This is a genomic window from Halobaculum sp. CBA1158, from assembly GCF_021431925.1.
In the GTDB taxonomy this organism is placed as follows: Archaea; Halobacteriota; Halobacteria; order Halobacteriales; family Haloferacaceae; genus Halobaculum.
In genome coordinates this window covers 1,311,665-1,329,548 of sequence record NZ_CP090371.1, presented here as the reverse complement: position 1 = coordinate 1,329,548, position 17,884 = coordinate 1,311,665, and the positions used below count along the sequence as shown (strand labels likewise).

General features: G+C 70.6%; 15 protein-coding genes. 4 read left to right on the top strand and 11 right to left on the bottom strand.

Translation table 11 applies throughout. The features are described 5' to 3' along the window. Positions 1 to 128: 128 nt before the first annotated feature. On the bottom strand, positions 129 to 1,037 hold the full coding sequence (gene pdxS / locus Hbl1158_RS07010) for a pyridoxal 5'-phosphate synthase lyase subunit PdxS (RefSeq protein ID WP_234299333.1): 909 nt from the start codon (positions 1,035 to 1,037) through the stop codon (positions 129 to 131). Between the two features lie 148 nt (positions 1,038 to 1,185). Here pdxS and Hbl1158_RS07005 point away from each other — a divergent pair, with 148 nt between their 5' ends. Continuing rightward, a complete protein-coding gene (locus Hbl1158_RS07005) occupies positions 1,186 to 3,129 on the top strand; it encodes a prolyl oligopeptidase family serine peptidase (protein WP_234299332.1) in 1,944 nt (647 codons plus the stop codon). A gap of 79 nt (positions 3,130 to 3,208) precedes the next feature. Here the strand turns inward: Hbl1158_RS07005 and Hbl1158_RS07000 are convergent, their stop codons facing one another. Together Hbl1158_RS07000 and Hbl1158_RS06995 are read right to left on the bottom strand one after the other, a co-directional pair. Continuing rightward, complete coding sequence (locus tag Hbl1158_RS07000; protein ID WP_234299331.1) at positions 3,209 to 5,641, bottom strand: hypothetical protein; 2,433 nt, start codon at positions 5,639 to 5,641, stop codon at positions 3,209 to 3,211. A gap of 4 nt (positions 5,642 to 5,645) precedes the next feature. Beyond that, positions 5,646 to 6,320: a DUF6517 family protein gene (locus Hbl1158_RS06995; protein ID WP_234299330.1), complete on the bottom strand. Its 675-nt coding sequence runs from the start codon at positions 6,318 to 6,320 to the stop codon at positions 5,646 to 5,648. A 147-nt stretch (positions 6,321 to 6,467) separates the two neighbouring features. On the opposite strand from Hbl1158_RS06995, the gene Hbl1158_RS06990 reads away from it, so the two are divergent. Beyond that, positions 6,468 to 7,463 (top strand): radical SAM protein, encoded by a 996-nt coding sequence (locus tag Hbl1158_RS06990; protein WP_234299329.1) that lies wholly within the window; start codon positions 6,468 to 6,470, stop codon positions 7,461 to 7,463. A 7-nt stretch (positions 7,464 to 7,470) separates the two neighbouring features. Here Hbl1158_RS06990 and Hbl1158_RS06985 read toward each other — a convergent pair whose 3' ends face one another. Further along, positions 7,471 to 7,755 (bottom strand): HalOD1 output domain-containing protein, encoded by a 285-nt coding sequence (locus Hbl1158_RS06985; protein ID WP_234299328.1) that lies wholly within the window; start codon positions 7,753 to 7,755, stop codon positions 7,471 to 7,473. A gap of 87 nt (positions 7,756 to 7,842) precedes the next feature. Further along, positions 7,843 to 8,430: an NYN domain-containing protein gene (locus Hbl1158_RS06980; RefSeq protein WP_234299327.1), complete on the bottom strand. Its 588-nt coding sequence runs from the start codon at positions 8,428 to 8,430 to the stop codon at positions 7,843 to 7,845. Between the two features lie 259 nt (positions 8,431 to 8,689). Here Hbl1158_RS06980 and Hbl1158_RS06975 point away from each other — a divergent pair, with 259 nt between their 5' ends. Continuing rightward, positions 8,690 to 10,306, top strand: a complete 1,617-nt coding sequence (locus tag Hbl1158_RS06975; protein WP_303647454.1) for a S8 family peptidase — start codon at positions 8,690 to 8,692, stop codon at positions 10,304 to 10,306. Positions 10,307 to 10,461: 155 nt separating this feature from the next. After that, positions 10,462 to 10,902, top strand: a complete 441-nt coding sequence (locus tag Hbl1158_RS06970) for a DUF5799 family protein (RefSeq protein WP_234299326.1) — start codon at positions 10,462 to 10,464, stop codon at positions 10,900 to 10,902. A 47-nt stretch (positions 10,903 to 10,949) separates the two neighbouring features. Here Hbl1158_RS06970 and Hbl1158_RS06965 read toward each other — a convergent pair whose 3' ends face one another. The 6 genes from Hbl1158_RS06965 to ilvB all read right to left on the bottom strand — a co-directional run bounded on the left by Hbl1158_RS06965 (position 10,950) and on the right by ilvB (position 17,848). Next, on the bottom strand, positions 10,950 to 11,933 hold the full coding sequence (locus tag Hbl1158_RS06965) for an isocitrate/isopropylmalate family dehydrogenase (RefSeq protein WP_234299325.1): 984 nt from the start codon (positions 11,931 to 11,933) through the stop codon (positions 10,950 to 10,952). After that, positions 11,926 to 12,576, bottom strand: coding sequence for a 3-isopropylmalate dehydratase small subunit (locus tag Hbl1158_RS06960; protein WP_234299324.1), 651 nt, complete (start codon positions 12,574 to 12,576; stop codon positions 11,926 to 11,928). Before Hbl1158_RS06960 ends, Hbl1158_RS06965 begins: the two co-directional genes overlap by 8 nt. Further along, on the bottom strand, positions 12,573 to 14,054 hold the full coding sequence (gene leuC, locus Hbl1158_RS06955) for a 3-isopropylmalate dehydratase large subunit (RefSeq protein WP_234299323.1): 1,482 nt from the start codon (positions 14,052 to 14,054) through the stop codon (positions 12,573 to 12,575). The genes Hbl1158_RS06960 and leuC overlap by 4 nt, the downstream gene beginning before the upstream one ends. A 51-nt stretch (positions 14,055 to 14,105) precedes the next feature. After that, positions 14,106 to 15,170 carry a ketol-acid reductoisomerase gene (gene ilvC / locus Hbl1158_RS06950; protein WP_234299322.1) on the bottom strand — a complete coding sequence of 355 codons (1,065 nt, stop codon included), beginning with the start codon at positions 15,168 to 15,170 and terminating at the stop codon, positions 14,106 to 14,108. 27 nt (positions 15,171 to 15,197) lie between these two features. Next, entirely contained in the window at positions 15,198 to 15,926 is a 729-nt protein-coding gene (gene ilvN, locus Hbl1158_RS06945) for an acetolactate synthase small subunit (RefSeq protein ID WP_234299488.1), read from the bottom strand. Positions 15,927 to 16,006: 80 nt separating this feature from the next. Then, complete coding sequence (gene ilvB, locus Hbl1158_RS06940) at positions 16,007 to 17,848, bottom strand: biosynthetic-type acetolactate synthase large subunit (RefSeq protein ID WP_234299321.1); 1,842 nt, start codon at positions 17,846 to 17,848, stop codon at positions 16,007 to 16,009. Positions 17,849 to 17,884 lie beyond the last annotated feature (36 nt).

Here is a 17,884-nt window from a genome sequence, read left to right as displayed (position 1 = left end):
CCGGAGTCAGATCACGGCGGCTGCGGGGCTGTGGGGCGGTATCGGGTATGAACCTTCGTCGCGCAGAGAGAGGCGATGAATCGAACGGGACGGCTACGCGGGACGGCGAAACCGGACGCCCGCCCGCCTCAGACGCCGCGGCCCTGGAGCTTCTCCTCTTCTTCCATCTGGTCGTTCGCCTGACCGGCCATCCCCTTGCCGGGGGACTTGGCGATCTCTTTGAGCGTCTCGGGGTCGTCGTAGTTGTTGACCGCCTCGACGATGGCCTCGCCCATGGCAGGGGGGTTCTCCGCGCCGAAGATCCCCGAGCCGACGAAGATGCCGTCGCAGCCGTGCTGCATCATGAGCGCGGCGTCGGCGGGCGTCGCGATGCCGCCGGCGGCGAAGTTGACGACCGGGAGTCGACCCATCTCGGCCGTCTCGTGGACGAGTTCGCGGGGGGCCTCGTGTTCGCGGGCCCACTCGTCGCGCTCCTCGTAGCTCATGCCCGAAAGCTTCCGGATGGAGCGCTGGATGTTTCGCTGGTGGGTGACCGCCTGGTTCACGTCGCCGGTGCCGGCCTCGCCCTTCGTTCGGATCATCGCCGCGCCCTCGTCGATGCGGCGCAGCGCCTCGCCGAGGTTGCGCGCGCCGCAGACGAACGGCGCGGTGAACTCGCGCTTGTCGATGTGGTAGCGCTCGTCGGCCTGCGTGAGCACCTCGGACTCGTCGACCATGTCCGCCCCCGCCGCCTCGAGGATCTGCGCCTCGGCGGTGTGGCCGATGCGGCACTTGCCCATCACCGGGATCGACACCTCGTCGATGACCTCCTCCAGCTTGCCGGGGTCGGCCATCCGCGCGACGCCGCCGCGCTTGCGGATGTCCGCGGGGACGGACTCCAGGTGCATCACCGCGACCGCGCCGGCGTCCTCGGCGATGCGGGCCTGCTCGCGGCTGACCACGTCCATGATGACGCCGCCCTTCTGCATCCGCGCGAAGCCGCGCTTGACGAGGTCCGTCCCCCGTCGAAGCTCCTCCAGATCGGTCTCTTCGGTCATGACTGTACATTCGTCCGTGCGCACCTAACGGTTGTCCTTCCCCCCGCAGGCGGCCCGATCGCTCGGGCCGTCGGGGCTGTTCTCCCGGCGGGGTCGTCTCGCGTGCCGCGACCCGGAGCTACAAGCCGGCCGAGCGCCACCGGCCCGCGTGTACCGACGAGACCTCCGCGACACGAGCGCGGACGACCTGCTCTCGGCGATGGCGGCCGCTGACGGCGTGGTGCAGGCGGAGCCGTCTCCCGACGGCGACCGCGTCGCATACGCGAAGGCCCGCGAGGGACAGATCGACCTGTGGCTGTGGGACGGCACGACGGACACCCGGCTGACGAGCGGGGGGATCACCGCCCAGCGATACGGCCGCGGCGACCCCCGGTGGATCGACTGGCACCCCGACGGCGACGCCGTGGCGTTCCTCTCGGCAGCGGGGTCGCTGTCGACGGTCGACGCCGAGACGGGCGAGGTGACCGCACTCACGGCCTACGACGAACCGGATCTCGGACTGGCGTACGCGCCCGACGGCGACGACCTCGCGGTCGTCACCGATCACTTCTCGCGGGCGTCGCTCGCGCTCGTCGCCGCCGACGGCTCGCGGGTCGAGGCGCTCGCTGACGACGAGTACCTCTACGGCGACCCCGCGGTCGGGGCCGACGGCACGGTGTACGCGACCCGGGCCGAACACCGCCACCTGTTCGACTACGAGGCGGACCTCGTCGCCGTCGACCGCGACCGCGACGGCGACGGCGACGGGGACGGCGACGACGACCGCGACTCCGGCGGTTCGGGTCGTACGGACGGCGTGCGTGAGGTGTTCGCCGAGGAGGGCGTCCGCGTGCAGAACGTCCGGCCGCGACCAGACTCGACCGAGGTCGCGTTCGTCCACGACGCTTCTGGCTTCGACGCGGTCGCGGTGGTCGACGACGCGGGGGCCGCGGTCGGCTCCGACGGCGACGCCGCGGGTGACGCAGAGGAACTGTACGCCGTCGACGGCGCGGAGGTCGCCGACCCCGCGTGGTCGCCCTCGGGCAGGACGCTCGCGGTGACGGTGACGCGTGACGCCCGGGCGAACGTCCACGTCGTCGACCGCGACGGTTACGCGGACGAGGTGACCGACGACGACGCGTTCCACACGGCCCCGCGATGGGTCGACGGCGACGTGCTCGCCGTGCGCGACACGCCCCACGATCCGCCGGCCGTGTGGAACGTCTCCGCGGGAGAACGGGTGACGCCCGGCGCGACGCCAGACTTCGGCGTGCGGGTCCCGACCCCCGAGACGGTCACGTATGAGTCCGGCGACGAGGAGATACAGGCGGTCGTCTACCCGCCCGAGGCCGACTCAGACGCGGAGTCCGTGCCGGTGCTCGTGAAGGCCCACGGCGGCCCGACCTCATTCGACCGCTTCCGCTTCGACCACCGCGCGGCGTACCTCGCGGCCCTGGGCTACTGCGTGATCCTCCCGAACTACCGCGGCAGCGACGGCTACGGCCGGGCGTTTCGCATGGCCAACGACCGCGACTGGGGCGGCGGCGATCTCGAGGACGTGATCCGCGCGGCCGACGCCGCCGCGGAGGCGTACGACGCCGTCGACGGCGACCGCGCGGGCATCTACGGCGGCTCCGGCGGCGGCCTGATGACGGTGAACGCGCTCGGCAACTCGGACCGCTTCGCCGCCGGCGCGGCCTTCTACGGCGTGTACGACTACGAGACGTTCCTCGACGACACCGACGACGTCGGCTGGCAGCTCATGAAGCGCGAGTTGGGCGACGTGGCGACGGACCCGGAGAACTACTGCGAGGCGTCGCCGATCCGCCACGTCGAGGACATCGAGGACCCGCTGCTCGTGCTCCACGGCGAGGACGACGCACGCGTGCCCATTAGCCAGTCCGAGCAGCTCTGTGAGGAGTTGGAGCGACACGGCAAGCGCTTCGAGTTCCGCCGGTACGACGGCGAGCCCCACGGCTTCGGGGACCGCGAGAACGTCGTCGACGCCTACACCCGCGTCGCCGATCTCTTCGCGAAGTACCTCCGCGTCGATCCGGACGACGGGAGCAGCAGCCCGCATCCGACCGACGAGCCGGACCGCACATCGAACTGACTCGGACGACGCCGATCGCACCTCGAGGTGAGTCGGGCAACGCCGCCCCGACGGCGGCGACAGGTGTGTCCGGGGCCCGTCACTCGTCGGCGTCGAGCGCCTGATCGATCCGTCGCACGACCTGCGGCACGCGGCGCTCGACCAGGTCCGGGAGGCTCCCGGGCAGGTTCTCTCGGTTGCGTTCGAGCGCGCCGGCGAGCGCCTCGGTCCGCTGTCGGAGCCCGCGCAGGCGGTTGTCAGCCCCCTCCGCGTTCCCGGCCTGGGCCGCCTCGTTCGCGCGCTTGGCGGCCGTCGTCGTCGCCTCCAGCGCCCGGAGGAGGCCGGTGAAGCCGGAGGGGCCGCCGCCTCCGCCCCCGTTTCCGCCGTTTCCGCCGCCGTTTCCGGAGTCGTCGTCATCGTCGTCTCCGTCCTCGGCCGCCTCCGCCGCCTCGGCCGCGGCCGCCAGCACGTCGTCGACGGCCTCGGCGGCCTCGCCCGCCTGCTCGGCGGTGCTGTCCGGAACGTCCACCTCGTCGATGCCGTCGGCGTCGCCGTCGGCGAAGACGGTCGCCTGTGCGGTCGTCTCCGTGAGGATCGTGAGCAGGAACGACGCGAGCGAGGGCTTCCCCGTGCGCGCCTCCCTGATCGTGGCGGTCGACTGGTCCGCCCTCGGGTTCACACGGAACGCGCCGATCCCGCCGGACTCGTCCTCCACCTCGGCGGTGTACGCGCCCTCGCTGTGGACGTACACCGCGGCGCTGTCGGCGTCCTCGTCGGCCGGACGGCCGTCGAAGACCGACCCGGCGAAGTCGTCCTCGACGGCGACCCGGTCGAACCCGCCCGCGTCCGCCGCGGGCTCGGCCCGGACCTTCACCGCGTCCTCGTTGGGAGTCACCACCACGTCGCCGTCGACGCCGACGGTCGTCGCCGGCGGCAACGCCGTGTCGCTGTCGGTGGACGACGTTTCGGTCGACTCCGTCGACTCGGTCGTCGTGGATTCGGTCGTCGTGGACCCCGTCGTCCCCTCGTCGCTGTCGGCGTCGCCGTGGACGATCCGCTGGCCGTACGGGGCGACGCCGGCCCCGTTGACGGTGAGTCGGTGCTCGCCGTCGGGCACGTCGCGGAGGGCGACGACGCCGTTGAACGTCGGGACCGCTTCCGGGTCGGATTCGAGCAGGGCGATCCCCTCGACGGTGGGGTCGTCGGTGTCGACGCCGTTGCTCCCGGGGGCGTCGTCGCTGGCGGTCGCCTCCCGCAACAGTCCGACGACGTCGCCTGCGAGGCCGGACACGTCGACGTCGAACCGCTCGGACAGCGCCGAGCGGTGTCGCGGGTCCGTCACGTCGTCTGTGGGGTTCTCGAACCGGGGCTGGTCCTGCGGCGTCCCGACGGTCGTGAGGTGGCCCGCGACGGCGTCCTCGGCGAACGACGGCACCGCGAACTCGAAGCTCAACTGCGGGCCGGCGTACTCCTCGATGTCGAGGTCGGCCATCGGCGCGAGCGCGTAGTCGTAGTCCGCCTCGGCGACGCTGTCTGCGCCCTCGAACGCGAACATGACCCCCGTCTCCCGCAGCGGGAGGTCCTCCGGCGGGGACGGGATCCCGGAGAACGACTCCACCGTGAACTCGGCGGGCACGAGGTGGTCGGGAGTGACGTTCGGCAGGTCCGGATGCTCGACCACCGGCGAGCCGTCGAGTTCGGGGACCACGAACGGAAGCCGGTACCCCTCGCTGCGGGGCAGGCCGTACGCCGCGGGGATGTCCGACGGGGCGAGCGGACCGTTAGAAATGTCCGCGGTGTCCGTCGAGATCGGCAGGCGCTCGAAGACGGCAGGCGTCTCGTTGACCCCCAGCGCCGAGGAGTGGCTCCCCACCTCGCTGATGACGCTCGCGCGCTGGGTGTCGGGGTCGAGGAACTCGTTGTTCGGCACCTTCCGGGAGTGGGCCGACGCCACCAGCAGCGTCGGGTCGCCCGTCTCGGGGTCGCCCGACTCCTCGCCCACGTCGAGGAACGCGTGCAACACCTCCCAGTCGTGCCAATGGAAGTTCACCGAGAACTGGTCGAACGCCGAGTAGAACCAGTACTGCACCACCGCTAGGTCCGTGCCCGGGTAGCGAGCTACGTTGTAGAACGCCGTTCGGTTCGGCGGCTCCCCGCCGGGGTCGTAGTCGCGCGCGTAGCCGTCGAACGCGGCGAACCCGTCGAGGACCGAGCCGTCGCCGTCGTCGTCGAGGTACTCGCGGGGGTCCGTCGGGAACCATCGCTCGCCGACGCCGAAGTACAGGTCGGGCGCGTGTGCCTCCGCGAGCGTCCGCGCTCGCTCCCCGTCGACGGACTCGCTCTCGGGCGCGTCCTCTCCTCCCAGAATCCCCCCGCAGCCCGCGAGCGACGCCGCTCCGGCGGCGGCACCGCCCGCGAGCACGTCCCGCCGAGTGTGCGTGCGCCGGGCCGCGTCGGTCCCGTCGCCGCTGTGACTGTCGTCCCCGTCGTCGCCGTCTTTGTCGCCGTCGCGGTCGCCGCCGGATAGCGCCATCCGGCTACTCCCCGTCGTGTTCGACCGACCGCATCATCGTCCGGACGTCCTCGGCCTGTCCCGACAGCTGCGTCGGGTACGCGCCGACGGTGACGACGAAGTCTTCGCCGGTGCGAATGGCCTCCGAGACGTGCAGGCGAACCTCGGTCGTGATCCCCTCCGCGACCGTCGCGTCGGCGGTGAACAGGCCCACGGTCGAGTCGGTGCCGAGCACTTCGACGGTCTCCTCGCCGTCGTCCTGAAGGTTGGAGATCCCGTCGTACTGCGAGAGCAGTTGGCGGGCGAGCTCGCGCGTCCCCATCTCCGCGATGGGGTTGAACGTCCGCCCGGCCACCTCGACGGCCGGCGTCGACAGCGCGACGAACAGCGACGCCTGGATCCGCTCGCCGAGCACCTCGGCGGCCTTGTCGTACTCCGCGATCTGGTTGGTGACGACCACCTCGCGAGTCTGCCCGGCCACCGTGAACTCTCGGGTGATCTCCATCGGCTCGATCCGGTTCTCCTCGAACCCGGTCGACTCCAGCGTCGACTCGGGGACCGACGCGACGCTCGCGGAGAACTCGGCCGGCTCGGAGCCGGTAATGACGCCCAGACACCCGCTCGTGGCGATCACGCTCCCCGTCGCGAGCGCGCCACCGGTCGCCCGAAGGAACTCCCGCCTGCGTGCCTCTCGTGACATGCTTGCGCCGTGGAGGGCGAACGGTATCAGTTTCGTGGTTATCGAACTCGGATTCACCCGGTTTGAACGCGCTCGACAACGGCTCACACGGTCGAAGCGTCGGTATCGCACGGCTTTTTGCGCTCGGCCGAGAACCGTGGATAACTGATGATCTCGAAGGGCTGTGAACAGTGCGCCAAGGGCGGGAAGATGGTGCTGTTCGTGTACGGCTACTGCGACCAGCGCGACTGCTTCTACTGTCCGCTCGGGGAGAACCGCAAGAACGTGACCGACGTGTACGCAAACGAGCGCCTCGTCGAGTCCGACGAGGACGTGATCGAGGAGGCCAAGCGAATGTCCGCGCTCGGCACCTCGATCACGGGCGGCGAGCCCCAGGAGGCGATGGAGAAGACGTGTCGCTACCTCCGCCTGCTCAAGGAGGAGTTCGGCGAGGACCACCACACGCACCTGTACACGGGGATTCCGGGCGGCCGCGAGAACATGCGTCGCCTCTCGGAGGCCGGCCTCGACGAGATCCGCTTCCACCCGCCCGTCGAGCAGTGGGGCGACCTCCACGGCACCGAGTGGGAGGACATCCTCTACGTCGCTCGCGAGGAGGGACTGACGCCGGCGTTCGAGATCCCCGGCATCCGCGCCGAAGAGGAGTTCCTGGAGTTCCTCGACGAAGGGGCCGCCGACTTCTGCAACGTCAACGAGTTCGAGATGTCCGACGGGAACTACCGCCGGATGCAAGAACAGGGGTTCGAACTGCAGGAGGGTCACATGTCCGCCGTCGAGGGCTCGAAAGCGGAGATCCTCGACGTGATGGGCGACCACGAGAAGGTGTACTTCTGCACGTCCGTGTTCAAGGACGCCGCCCAGCACCGCAACCGCCTCAAGCGGATGGCGCGCAACCTCCGTCGCCCGTTCGACGAGGTGACCGACGACGGGACGCTGGTGTACGGCAAGACGTACGCCGATCCCGACCTGTTCGAGACGCTCGACGTGCCCGAGGAGTTCTACACCGTCAAGTCCGACCACGTCGAGGTCGCGTGGTGGCTGCTGGAGGAGATGGTCGAGGCGGGCGACCTCTCGGACGGCGAGGTTGTCGAGCAGTACCCCACCTACGACGGGACGGTCGTGGAGCGGACGCCGCTGGCGTAACGCCCGTTCAGGAGTCGTCGCCGTCGACGCTCACCGTGTCGTCGCCGCGGACGACGACGCGGTAGCCGTGAAATCGGAACCGGACGGACGCGTCCGGTTCCATCGATTCGAGTACCCGGTCCAGCGCCTCTGTGTCGATCGCGTCGTACAGGTGCGGCTTCAACTCCGTCGGGTCGACGCCCTCCGCGCGAGCGACCGCCTCGGCCACCCGAACGTCGATCGACTGTCTCGATCCCGGTCTCGAGCGCTTCGGCCCCTCCCCCTCACTGTCGTCGGCACTCATCCCCGGCATACCCGATAGATCGTACCGCGAGATGATATATTCAGGGGTTAGAAAACTGGGATTAAGCAGCCGTCGGGTTGGCGGTCTCGAGACCGACTACTCGCCGAGCGTCACAGCGTCGTCGGCGCTTCGCCGGAGCGCGTCCGAACGACCGTGGCTCCCGGGCGCGATCGCGAGCGTCCCGAGGCCGTACTCGTTGGCGACCTCCAGCGCCGGCTTGAAGTCCGTGTCACGGGAGGCGACCGCGACCGTCGCCGCGCGTCGTTCGGCCGCGAACGACGCCACGTCGACGGCGAGCTTCACGTCCACGTCGCCGCTGGTGGTGACCACCTGAAAGCCGTTGGCCTCGGCCGCCTGGATCAGCCCCGGCGTCGCGTGCTCGTCGAGGTAGACGCGCGCGGTGACGAGCCCGGTCCCGCCGGTCGCCGCGTCGCCGGCGGCCGAACCCTCGGCGGCGGCCCGCAGATCCGCGAACTCCACGTCGAACTCCTCGCGAAACACGTTCGGCCCGTCGACGAACAGCGCGACGCCGGCGGGCGCGGCCGGCGAGCCGTCGCCGTCGCGCCACGGGCCGCGCGGACCCGCCGCGTCCGCGTCCGCTCGCGCGTCGCCCCGGGTCGCCGACGGGGTCGCCTCCCCCGATCGGTCCCCGGTCGCGCCGAGCAGGCGGTCGAACAGTCCCATGCTCGCGGGTGTCGGCGACCGCCGATACGCGTTCCGGTCCGACTCGGTGAGCGCCGGACCAGCCGACTCCGGGTTGACCGTCCCGAATGGGTTCCTCCGATCGGACTCCGGTGGAAACCCTTGCGGCCGTGGGTATTCGAGACGAATCCGATGGCGTACTCGGACGTTATTTTCACACCTTCAATTCCGAATTTTCAAGTTAATACTGCGGACAAAACAATAGAATTAAGTCGCGCCCCTCGGCGCGTGATGTCGTCGCATGACAGACGATATCGAACGTGGCGACATGATGCGTCGTGGGTTCCTGAAGCTGACCGGCGCAGCCGCGGGGGCGGCCGCGACGGGCGGGGTCGCGTCCGCGCGATCCGGACGGAACCCCGGACCGAAAGACGAGGAGGTCCTCGTCGGCGTCTCCGCCAGCGAGGCGGACATCGGGTCGACGGTCGCGAACTACGTGCCCGGGAACGCGGAGGTCGTCCACGCGAACGAGACGCTGAGCTACGTCGCTGTGAAGTTCCCGGCGTCGGCGGCCGACGCGGCCCGAGAGAACTTCATCGAGGCGATCACGAAGAAGGAGTGGATCAAGTACGCGGAGGCGAACGCCACCTACGAGACGCAGTACTCCCCGAGCGATCCGCAGTTCGGCAGTCAGTACGCGCCCCAACAGGTGAACGCCGACGACGCGTGGGACACCACCCTCGGCGACTCCGCGGTCACGGTCGCCGTCGTCGACACCGGGGCGCAGTACGATCACCCGGACCTGGCGGCCAACTACGCCTCGGATCCCGGCTCCGACTTCGCCGACGGCGACGACGACCCGTACCCGGACGCCCCGAGCGACGAGTACCACGGCACGCACGTCTCCGGGTGTGCGGCCGCGGTCGTCGACAACGGCACCGGCGTCGCCGGACAGTCGAACTCCACGCTGATCAACGGCCGCGCGCTCGACGAGACGGGGTCGGGATCGACGGCGGACATCGCCGACGCCGTCCAATGGGCGGCCGACCAGGGCGCGGACGTGATCAACCTCAGCCTCGGTGGCGGCGGCTACACGGACACGATGAAGAACGCCGTGAGCTACGCCGACAGCAACGGCGCGCTCGTCGCCGCCGCCGCCGGCAACAGTGGCACCTCGTCGGTGAGCTACCCGGCGGCGTACGCCGAGTGCCTCGCCGTCTCGGCGGTCGACTCGAACGAACAGCTCGCGTCGTTCTCGCAGTACGGCGAGGGCGTCGAGCTGTGTGCGCCGGGCGTGAACGTCCTCTCGACGACGACGGAGGCCCGCGGCGGCTACGAGGAGCTGTCGGGCACGTCGATGGCGACGCCGGTCGTCTCCGGAGTCGCCGGTCTCGCGCTCGCGCAGTGGTCGAGCCTCTCGAACAACGAACTCCGCTCGCACCTCAAAGGGACCGCCGCCGACATCGGCCTCTCGAGCCAGGAGCAGGGCTCCGGACAGGTCGACGCGCTCGCGGCCGTCACGACCGATCCCTCCGACGGCGGCGGGGGTGGAGGCGGCGGTGACGACGGCGGCGACGACGGGGGAGACGGCGGTGGCGACACCACCTCCGGCAGCGTCGACGGCTCGCTGTCGGGCTACTGGGACTACGACGACTACTCGTGGTTGTGGAACTACGACTCGCCCAGTCAGGTGGTCGTCGAACTCGACGGACCGGCGGACGCGGACTTCGACCTCTACGTCAACACCGGCACCACGAGCGACGCCTCGCCGGGCGAGTACGACTACCGCTCGATCACGACCGACAGCCAGGAGCGCATCACGATCGACGACCCGGACGACTCCACGGCCATGCAGGTCGACGTCGACTCCTACTCCGGGTCGGGGAGCTACACCCTCACGATCACCGAGTACCAGTAGCGGACCGAGTCGCCCGCGCCGGCGGCTCCGGATCGGACACGAAAGCGATGCACGGTGCCGTCGGCGACGTACCTGCCGTCGGCGGGGCAGTACCGTCGGCGACTCGCTCGTCGCCGAGGGAAACCGACATACCGTCCGGTCGCGTTGACTCGCCCATGAGCGACTGGACGGACGCGATCGTGGGCGAGCGGATGGCCGTCGACCGCGAGTTCACCGATCGGCTCCGCGACTCGCGCTTCTCGAACCAGGAGTGGGGACTGATCATGACGGCCACGGAGTTCGAGATCGAGAACGCCGACGACCCCGACTCCGCGCGGATCGTCGCCGACACCGAGAAGCTCCCGCAGATCATCCCCGAACTGGAGAACATCTCGAAGCAGATGGGGGCGATGAGCGGCCAGGAGGACTCCTCGGGGCCCCTCGGCGGCATCGTCTCGGACATCACCGACACGCTGTTCGGCGGCGGCGGCGGCGGTGCCGACCGCGAGAAACTGGAGGCCGCCGAGCAGCTCACCCAAGAGTACGCCGAGCAGCTCCAGCGACACCTCGAACAGAAGGACCGGTTCGAGCAGGTCCGGATGGCGTACCAGGAGTAGCCGCCCGGGACCACTCGGACGGAGTCACGGACGACCGACCCGCCGTCTCAGACCCGTGTGAGCACAGCGTCGGCGACCTCCCGCGTCGTCGCCTCGCCACCGAGATCCGGCGTACGCGGGCCCTCGGAGAGCACGCTCTCGACGGCCGAGCGGATCCGGTCGCCCGCCGCGTCGTCGCCCAGCGATTCGACGAGCATCGCCGCCGAGAGGATCGTCGCCGAGGGGTTCGCGACTCCGTCGCCGGCGATGTCGGGTGCCGTGCCGTGGACCGGTTCGAACAGGCCGCGTTCGGGGCCGACGTTCGCCGACGGGAGCAGGCCGAGTCCGCCCACGAGCCCCGCCGCCAGGTCCGACAGCACGTCGCCCGCGAGGTTCGGGCAGACGATCACGTCGAACTGCGTCGGGTCCAGGCACACGCGCGTCGCGAACGCGTCCATCAGGACGGTGTCGGCGTCGACGCCTGCTGCCTCCGCCTCCGCGAGCACCGTGTCGCGGAACAGGCCGTCCGTCTCCCGCATCACGTTCGCCTTGTGTGCCACGGTGAAGCCGTCCGTCCCGCGTTCGTGCACGTACTCGCAGGCGAACTCTCCGAGTCGGCGCGAGGCCGACTCCGTCACCACGCGCGTCAGCGTCGACACGTCGTCGGTGAGGCGGTCCTCGTGGCCGGCGTACACGCCCTCGGTGTTCTCCCGGAGGAAGACCAGGTCCGTCTCCGGACGGAGCGCGTCGACGCCGGGGTACGCCCGCGCCGGCCGGATGTTGACGAACGAGCCGACGGCCTCCCGCAGCGGGAGGATCACGTCGGCGGCCGACTCGCCGGCCGCGCCGAACAGCGTCGCGTCCGCCGAGGCCGCGAGTTCGTACGTCTCCGCGGGCAGCGCCTCGCCCGTCTCGTCGAGCGTCGCGTCGCCCGCCTCGGCCTCGGTGAACTCGTAGTCGCCGACGGCCTCCAGCACCTCGACGGCGACGGGCACGACCTCGTGGCCGATGCCGTCGCCCTCGATCACCGCGATCTCGGGGACCTCAGTCATCGGTGTACGGCAGGCCGTCGTTGACGGCCTTCGCGCGATCGAGGTTCGTCGCCATTACGGCGGTCGTGTCCCAGATGCCCTCGAGCAGCGCCTCGCGCATCGCGTCGGGCACCTCGCCCTCGACGACGGTGCCGTCGTAGCGGACGGTCTCCGCGCGCACGTCGACCTCGATGCCGGCGTCGGGGTTCGTCTCGATGAACCCCTGGAGGTCGACGGCGTCCTCGTGGTCGACCGCGAGCGTCGCGATGCCCAGCGACTTGCAGTTGTCCTGGAAGATCTCCGCGAACGACTCGCCGACGATGGCCTCGACGCCCCAGCGCATCAGCCCCTGCGGGGCGTGCTCCCGGGAGGAGCCGCAGCCGAAGTTGTCGTTGACCGCGAGGACGTTCGCGCCCTGATACTCGTTGAACGGGTGGTCGTTCAACTCGCCGTCCTCGTCGCGGCGCTGGTCGTAGAAGGCGTACTCGCCCATGTCGTCGAAGGTGACCGCCTTCAGGAACCGCGCGGGGAGGATCTGGTCGGTGTCGACGTCGTCGCCGCGCAGCGGGACGCCGGTCCCCGCGACTCGGCGGATCGCCGGCACCCCCGCCTCCTCGGTCTCGGGCGCGTCGTCGCCGGCGCTCCCGGGGGCGTCGTCGCTCATCGCTCCACCTCCGCGTCCTCGCCCGCGCCGTCGACCGCGTCGCCTGCGCGGTCGCCGACAAGGTCGGCATCGGGGGTGTCGAACTCGCGCACGTCCGTCACCGCGCCCTCGACGGCCGCGGCGGCGACCATCCCGGGCGACATCAGGTGCGTGCGCCCCTCGGTGGAGCCCTGGCGGCCGACGTAGTTCCGGTTCGACGACGAGGCGCACACCTCGTCGCCCTCCAGCGCGTCGTCGTTCATCGCCAGGCACATCGAACAGCCGGCCTCGCGCCACTGGAAGCCGGCGTCTTTGAACACCTGATCGATCCCCTCGGCCTCCAGCTTCCGCTTGACCGTGCCCGAACCGGGGACGGCGAGGGCGCGAACGCCGTCGGCGACCTCGCGGCCCTTCAGCACCCGCGCGGCCTCGCGGAAGTCCGCGACGCGGCCGTTCGTGCAGGTGCCGAGGAACGCCACGTCGACCTCGTGTCCCTCCATCGTCTCGCCGGGAGTGACCTCGGTGTGGTCCTGTGCGGACTCGGCGGCGTCGGGGTCGCGCGTGTCCTCGGGAGCCGGGACGGGTTCGTCGACGCTGACGACCTGCTCGGGGTTGGTTCCCCACGACACCTGCGGCGCGAGGTCGTCGGCGTCGACCTCGACCCAGTCGTCGTACTGGGCGTCCTCGTCGGATCGGATCGACTCCCAGTACTCCTTTCGTTCCTCGAACTCGTCGCCCTCTGGGGCGAACTCGCGCCCCGCGAGGTACTCGTAGGTGGTCTCGTCCGGATTGATGTAGCCCGCGCGAGCGCCGCCCTCGATGGACATGTTACACACCGCCAGGCGGCCCTCCATGTCGAGCGCGTGGACGGCCTCGCCGCCGTACTCGTAGACGTGGCCGACGCCGCCGTCGACGCCGAGTTCCCGGATGACGTGTAAGATTACGTCCTTCGCGCCGACGCCGTCGCCGAGTTCGCCGGCGACCTCCACGCGCCGGACGTCCTTCTTGTCCGCGGAGATACAGCCGGTGGCGAACACGTCGCGGATCTGGCTCGTACCGATCCCCATACCGATCGCGCCGAACGCGCCGTGGGTAGAGGTGTGGCTGTCGCCGCAGACGACGGTCATGCCCGGCTGGACGAAGCCCAACTCCGGGCCGACGACGTGGGCGATGCCCTGGCGGTCGTCCTCGAGGCCGAAGAAGCGGATCCCTGACTCCTCGGTGTTGCGCTCGAGGTGCGTGAGCATCTCCTCGGCCCGCTCGTCGGCGAGGGGACGCTCGCGACCCTCCGGCCGCGTCGGGACGATGTGGTCGGTGGTTGCGACCGTGCGGTCGGGGAACGCGACGTCCATGTCGCGCTCGCGGAGCATGCCGAACGCCTGGGGGCTCGTCACCTCGTGGACGAGGTGGAGGCCGATGAACAGCTGGTCCTGGCCGTTCGGCAGGTCGGCCACCTTGTGGCGCTCCCACACCTTGTCGTACAGCGTGCCCGTGCTCATCGGCGGACGCCCCCCGACCGGTCGGCGGCTCGACGGCCGGTCGCTCCGGCCTCAGTCATCGGCGCGTACCTCGGCCTGTTCGGGGTCCTCCTCGTCCGACTGGGCGTCCTCGTCCCACGCGAACAGCCCGCGCAGGTCCTCGCCGACGCCCTCGATGTCGTGGTTCTTCTCGGCCTCGCGAAGCTGCGTGTAGGAGGGGCGTCCGGCCTGGTTCTCGGCGATCCACTCGCGGGCGAAGGTGCCGTCCTGCACCGCCTCCAGCACCTCCTCCATGTTCTCGCGGGCGTGCTCGTCGACGACCGCGTCGCCCTTGACGAGCCCGCCGTACTCCGCCGTGTCGGAGACGGAGTCCCACATCTCGCCGAGCCCGCCCTCGTACATCAGATCGACGATGAGCTTCAGCTCGTTCAGGCACTCGAAGTACGCCATCTCGCGGCTGTATCCGGCGTCGACGAGCGTCTCGTACCCCTGCTTCACGAGCGAGGTGACGCCGCCGCACAGCACAGCCTGCTCGCCGAAGAGGTCGGTCTCGGTCTCCTCGCGGAACGTGGTCTCGACGACGCCCGCGCGGGTGCAGCCGATGGCGTGGGCGTACGCCAGCGCCTCCTCGTGGGCCTCGCCGGTCGCGTCCTGGTAGACGGCCAGCAGCCCGGGAGTCCCCTCGCCGGCCTCGTAGTTGCGGCGCACGAGGTGACCGGGAGACTTCGGCGCGATCATCGTCACGTCGACGCCGTCCTTGGGGACGATCTGGTTGTAGTGGATGTTGAAGCCGTGGGCGAACTGCAGCGTGTCGCCCGCCTCGATCCCCGGCTCGATCGCCTCGTACACGTCCGGCTGGACGGTGTCGGGAACGAGCACGGAGACGACATCCGCCTCGGCGGCGGCGTCGGCCGGCGTCTCCACGCGGAGGCCGTCGCTCTCGGCGGCCGCGCGCGAGGAGGAGTCCTCGCGCAGGCCGACGATCACGTCGACGCCCGAGTCGTGCAGGTTCTGCGCGTGGGCGTGGCCCTGGCTGCCGTAGCCGAGCACGGCCACGGTCTTGTCGTCGATATGCGAGCGGTCGGCGTCGTCGTCGTAGTATACCTCGGTGTCGAGGGTGGAATCGGAGTCTGTCATCGTTGTGTGGTGTCTCGTGGTGTGTCCTCAGTCGTCGTAGTTAGTGAACTCGTCGTCGTCGGTCTCGCCCGCCGAGTGCCCCGGCTCTTCGCCGGGCGTCGTCGGGGAGTCCCCGCGTTCCAGCGCGGTCTGGCCGGTCCGTGCGATCTCGATGATGCCGAACTGGTCGAAGGCGTCGATCGCGTCGTCGATCTGGTTCTCGTCGCCGGTTATTTGCACCGTGATCGTGCGCGGTCCCGCATCGAGCGTCTGGCCGTCGTACATCGAGGTGATCGCGTGGACCTTGTCGGGCTCCTGTCCCCGGACCTTCAGCAACACCAGCTCGGCGGCGACGGCGTCCCCGCTCAGTTCGCCCACCGCGATGACGGGCGTGAGCTTCGCGAGCTGTTTCTTCGCCTGCTCGATGCCCGCCTCGGTCTCCTCGACGACGAGCGTGATCCGCGAGTGGCCCTCGACGGTCGTCGGGCCGACCGTCAGGCTCTCGATGTTGAACTGCCGTCGGCGGAACAGCCCGGCCGAGCGCGCGAGCACGCCCGGTTCGTCCTCGACGAGCGCGGAGATGGTCGCCCGGCGCGTCGGCTCGGTACCGGAATCGGGCTCCTTGCGGACGCCGTGTTCGTCCCGGCGGCCGGTCGGGTGCGGGCGCTCGTCCGGTCGCGGGCCGGCGAGCCCCGTCGCCGGCGCGTCGCCGTCGGCCGGACGAGCGCGCTCGGCAGCGGGATCCTCGGCCGGGTGGGCGGAGCCGCCGTCCGCGATCGACTCGGTCGCATCGTCGCCCGCGCGGTCGGGTGCGTCGTTCCCGGCGGTGTCGGCTCGGCCGCCGGTCTCGTCTCGGCTCACAGCTGGTCCTCCGCGAGCGCGAACCGGCCGTTCGCGGCCCCGCTCGCGACCATCGGGTAGACGTTCGCCTCGGGGTCGATGTGGGCGTCGACGACCGACGGGCCGTCGTAGGCGAGCGCCTCCTCGACCGTCTCGGCGACGTCGTCGTAGTCGTCGATCCGGAAGCCCTTCGCCCCGAACGCCTCCGCGAGCGTGTCGAACTCCGGCATCCAGTCGTACTCGGAGGCCATGTGGCGGCCCTCGAAGAAGGCGTCCTGCCATTGCCTGACCATCCCGATGTACTCATTGTTGAGCACGACGACCGTGATGTCGAGGGTCTCGCGGACGGCGACCGACAGCTCCTGGATCGTCATCAGGAACGAGCCGTCGCCCTCGAAGGCAACCACCTCGCGGTCGTCCTCGGCGGCGATCCGCGCGCCGATCGCCGCGGGCAGGCCGTACCCCATCGCCCCCAGTCCGTGCGAGGAGACGAACGTTCGGGGCTCGCGGAACGTCCAGTACTGGGCGGCCCACATCTGGTGTTGGCCGACGCCGGTTGCCACGTACGCGTCGTCGCCGGTTGCGGCGTCGAACGCCTCGACGACGAACTCGGGGGTGACCGGCTCGTCGGGGTCGACGGCGTAGTCCATCGGGTACCGCTCGCGCCACTCGTCGTACTGCTCGCGCCACTCAGTCGTGTCGGGGGCGTCGGCCCCGCGGATCTCTGCGTCGATCTGCTCGATGACGGTCCCGGCGTCGCCGACGACCGGGTAGTCCGCGTGGACGTTCTTCGATATCTCCGCGGGGTCGATGTCGACGTGAACGACCTCCGCCTCCGGGGCGAAGGTGTCGACGCCGCCGGTGAGCCGGTCGTCGAAGCGCGTCCCGACCCCGATGAGGCAGTCCGTGTGCGTGATCGCCATGTTGGCGTAGCCGGTGCCGTGCATCCCCGCCCACGACAGACAGAGGTCGTCGTCCTCGGGGAACGACCCGATCCCGGGCATCGTCGTCACGACCGGAATCTCGTGGGCGCGTGCGAACGCCCGCGCCTCCTCGGTCGCGTCCCCCTTGATCACGCCGCCGCCGAACAGGCACAGCGGCCGTTCGGCCTCCTCGATGGCCCGGGCGGCCGCCTCGACCTGCTCCTCGTCGGCGGCCGGGTCGGGGACGGTCCGCTCGGGCGGCGTCGGCTCGCCCACCGGGGTCTCGGCGTCGCCGAAGCTCACGTCCTTCGGGAGGTCGACGAGCGTCGGGCCCGGGCGACCCGTCTTCGCGAGCGCGAACGCCTCGCCGACCGTGGAGCCGACGGCGTCGGAGTCGCTCGCGAAGTAGTTGTGCTTCGTGATCGGCGCGGTGACGCCGACGGTGTCGGTTTCCTGGAAGGCGTCCGAGCCGACCATGGCCGAGGGGACCTGCCCCGTCAGCGCCAGCACGGCGTCGGAATCCATCGACGCGTCCGCGATGCCGGTGACGAGGTTCGTCGCGCCCGGCCCCGAGGTGGCCATGCAGACACCCGGGTCGCCCCGAACGACGCCGTAGGCGTCGGCCGCGTGGGCCGCCCCCTGCTCGTGGGCCATCGTCACGTGGTGGACCGACGAGCCGACGAGCGCGTCGTACACGGGCATGATCGCTCCGCCCTGGACGCCGAAGGCGGTGTCGACGCCCGCGGCCTCCAGCGCCGAGACGACCGCGTCCGCGCCCGTCCCGGGCTCGCGACTCGCGGCGTCGGTCCGAGCGGCTCGCTCGGCTCGCTCGTCGTCGGTTCGCCCCGCGGTCGACGCGTCCGCGCCCTCGTCGGGGTCGTCCGCGTCGTCGGCGTCGTCGCGTCCGCCGGTGTCGGGGGTTGCTGGCTCGCTCATCGTCGTCCTCCGTGAGTTCGTGTCATGTGCCGATGT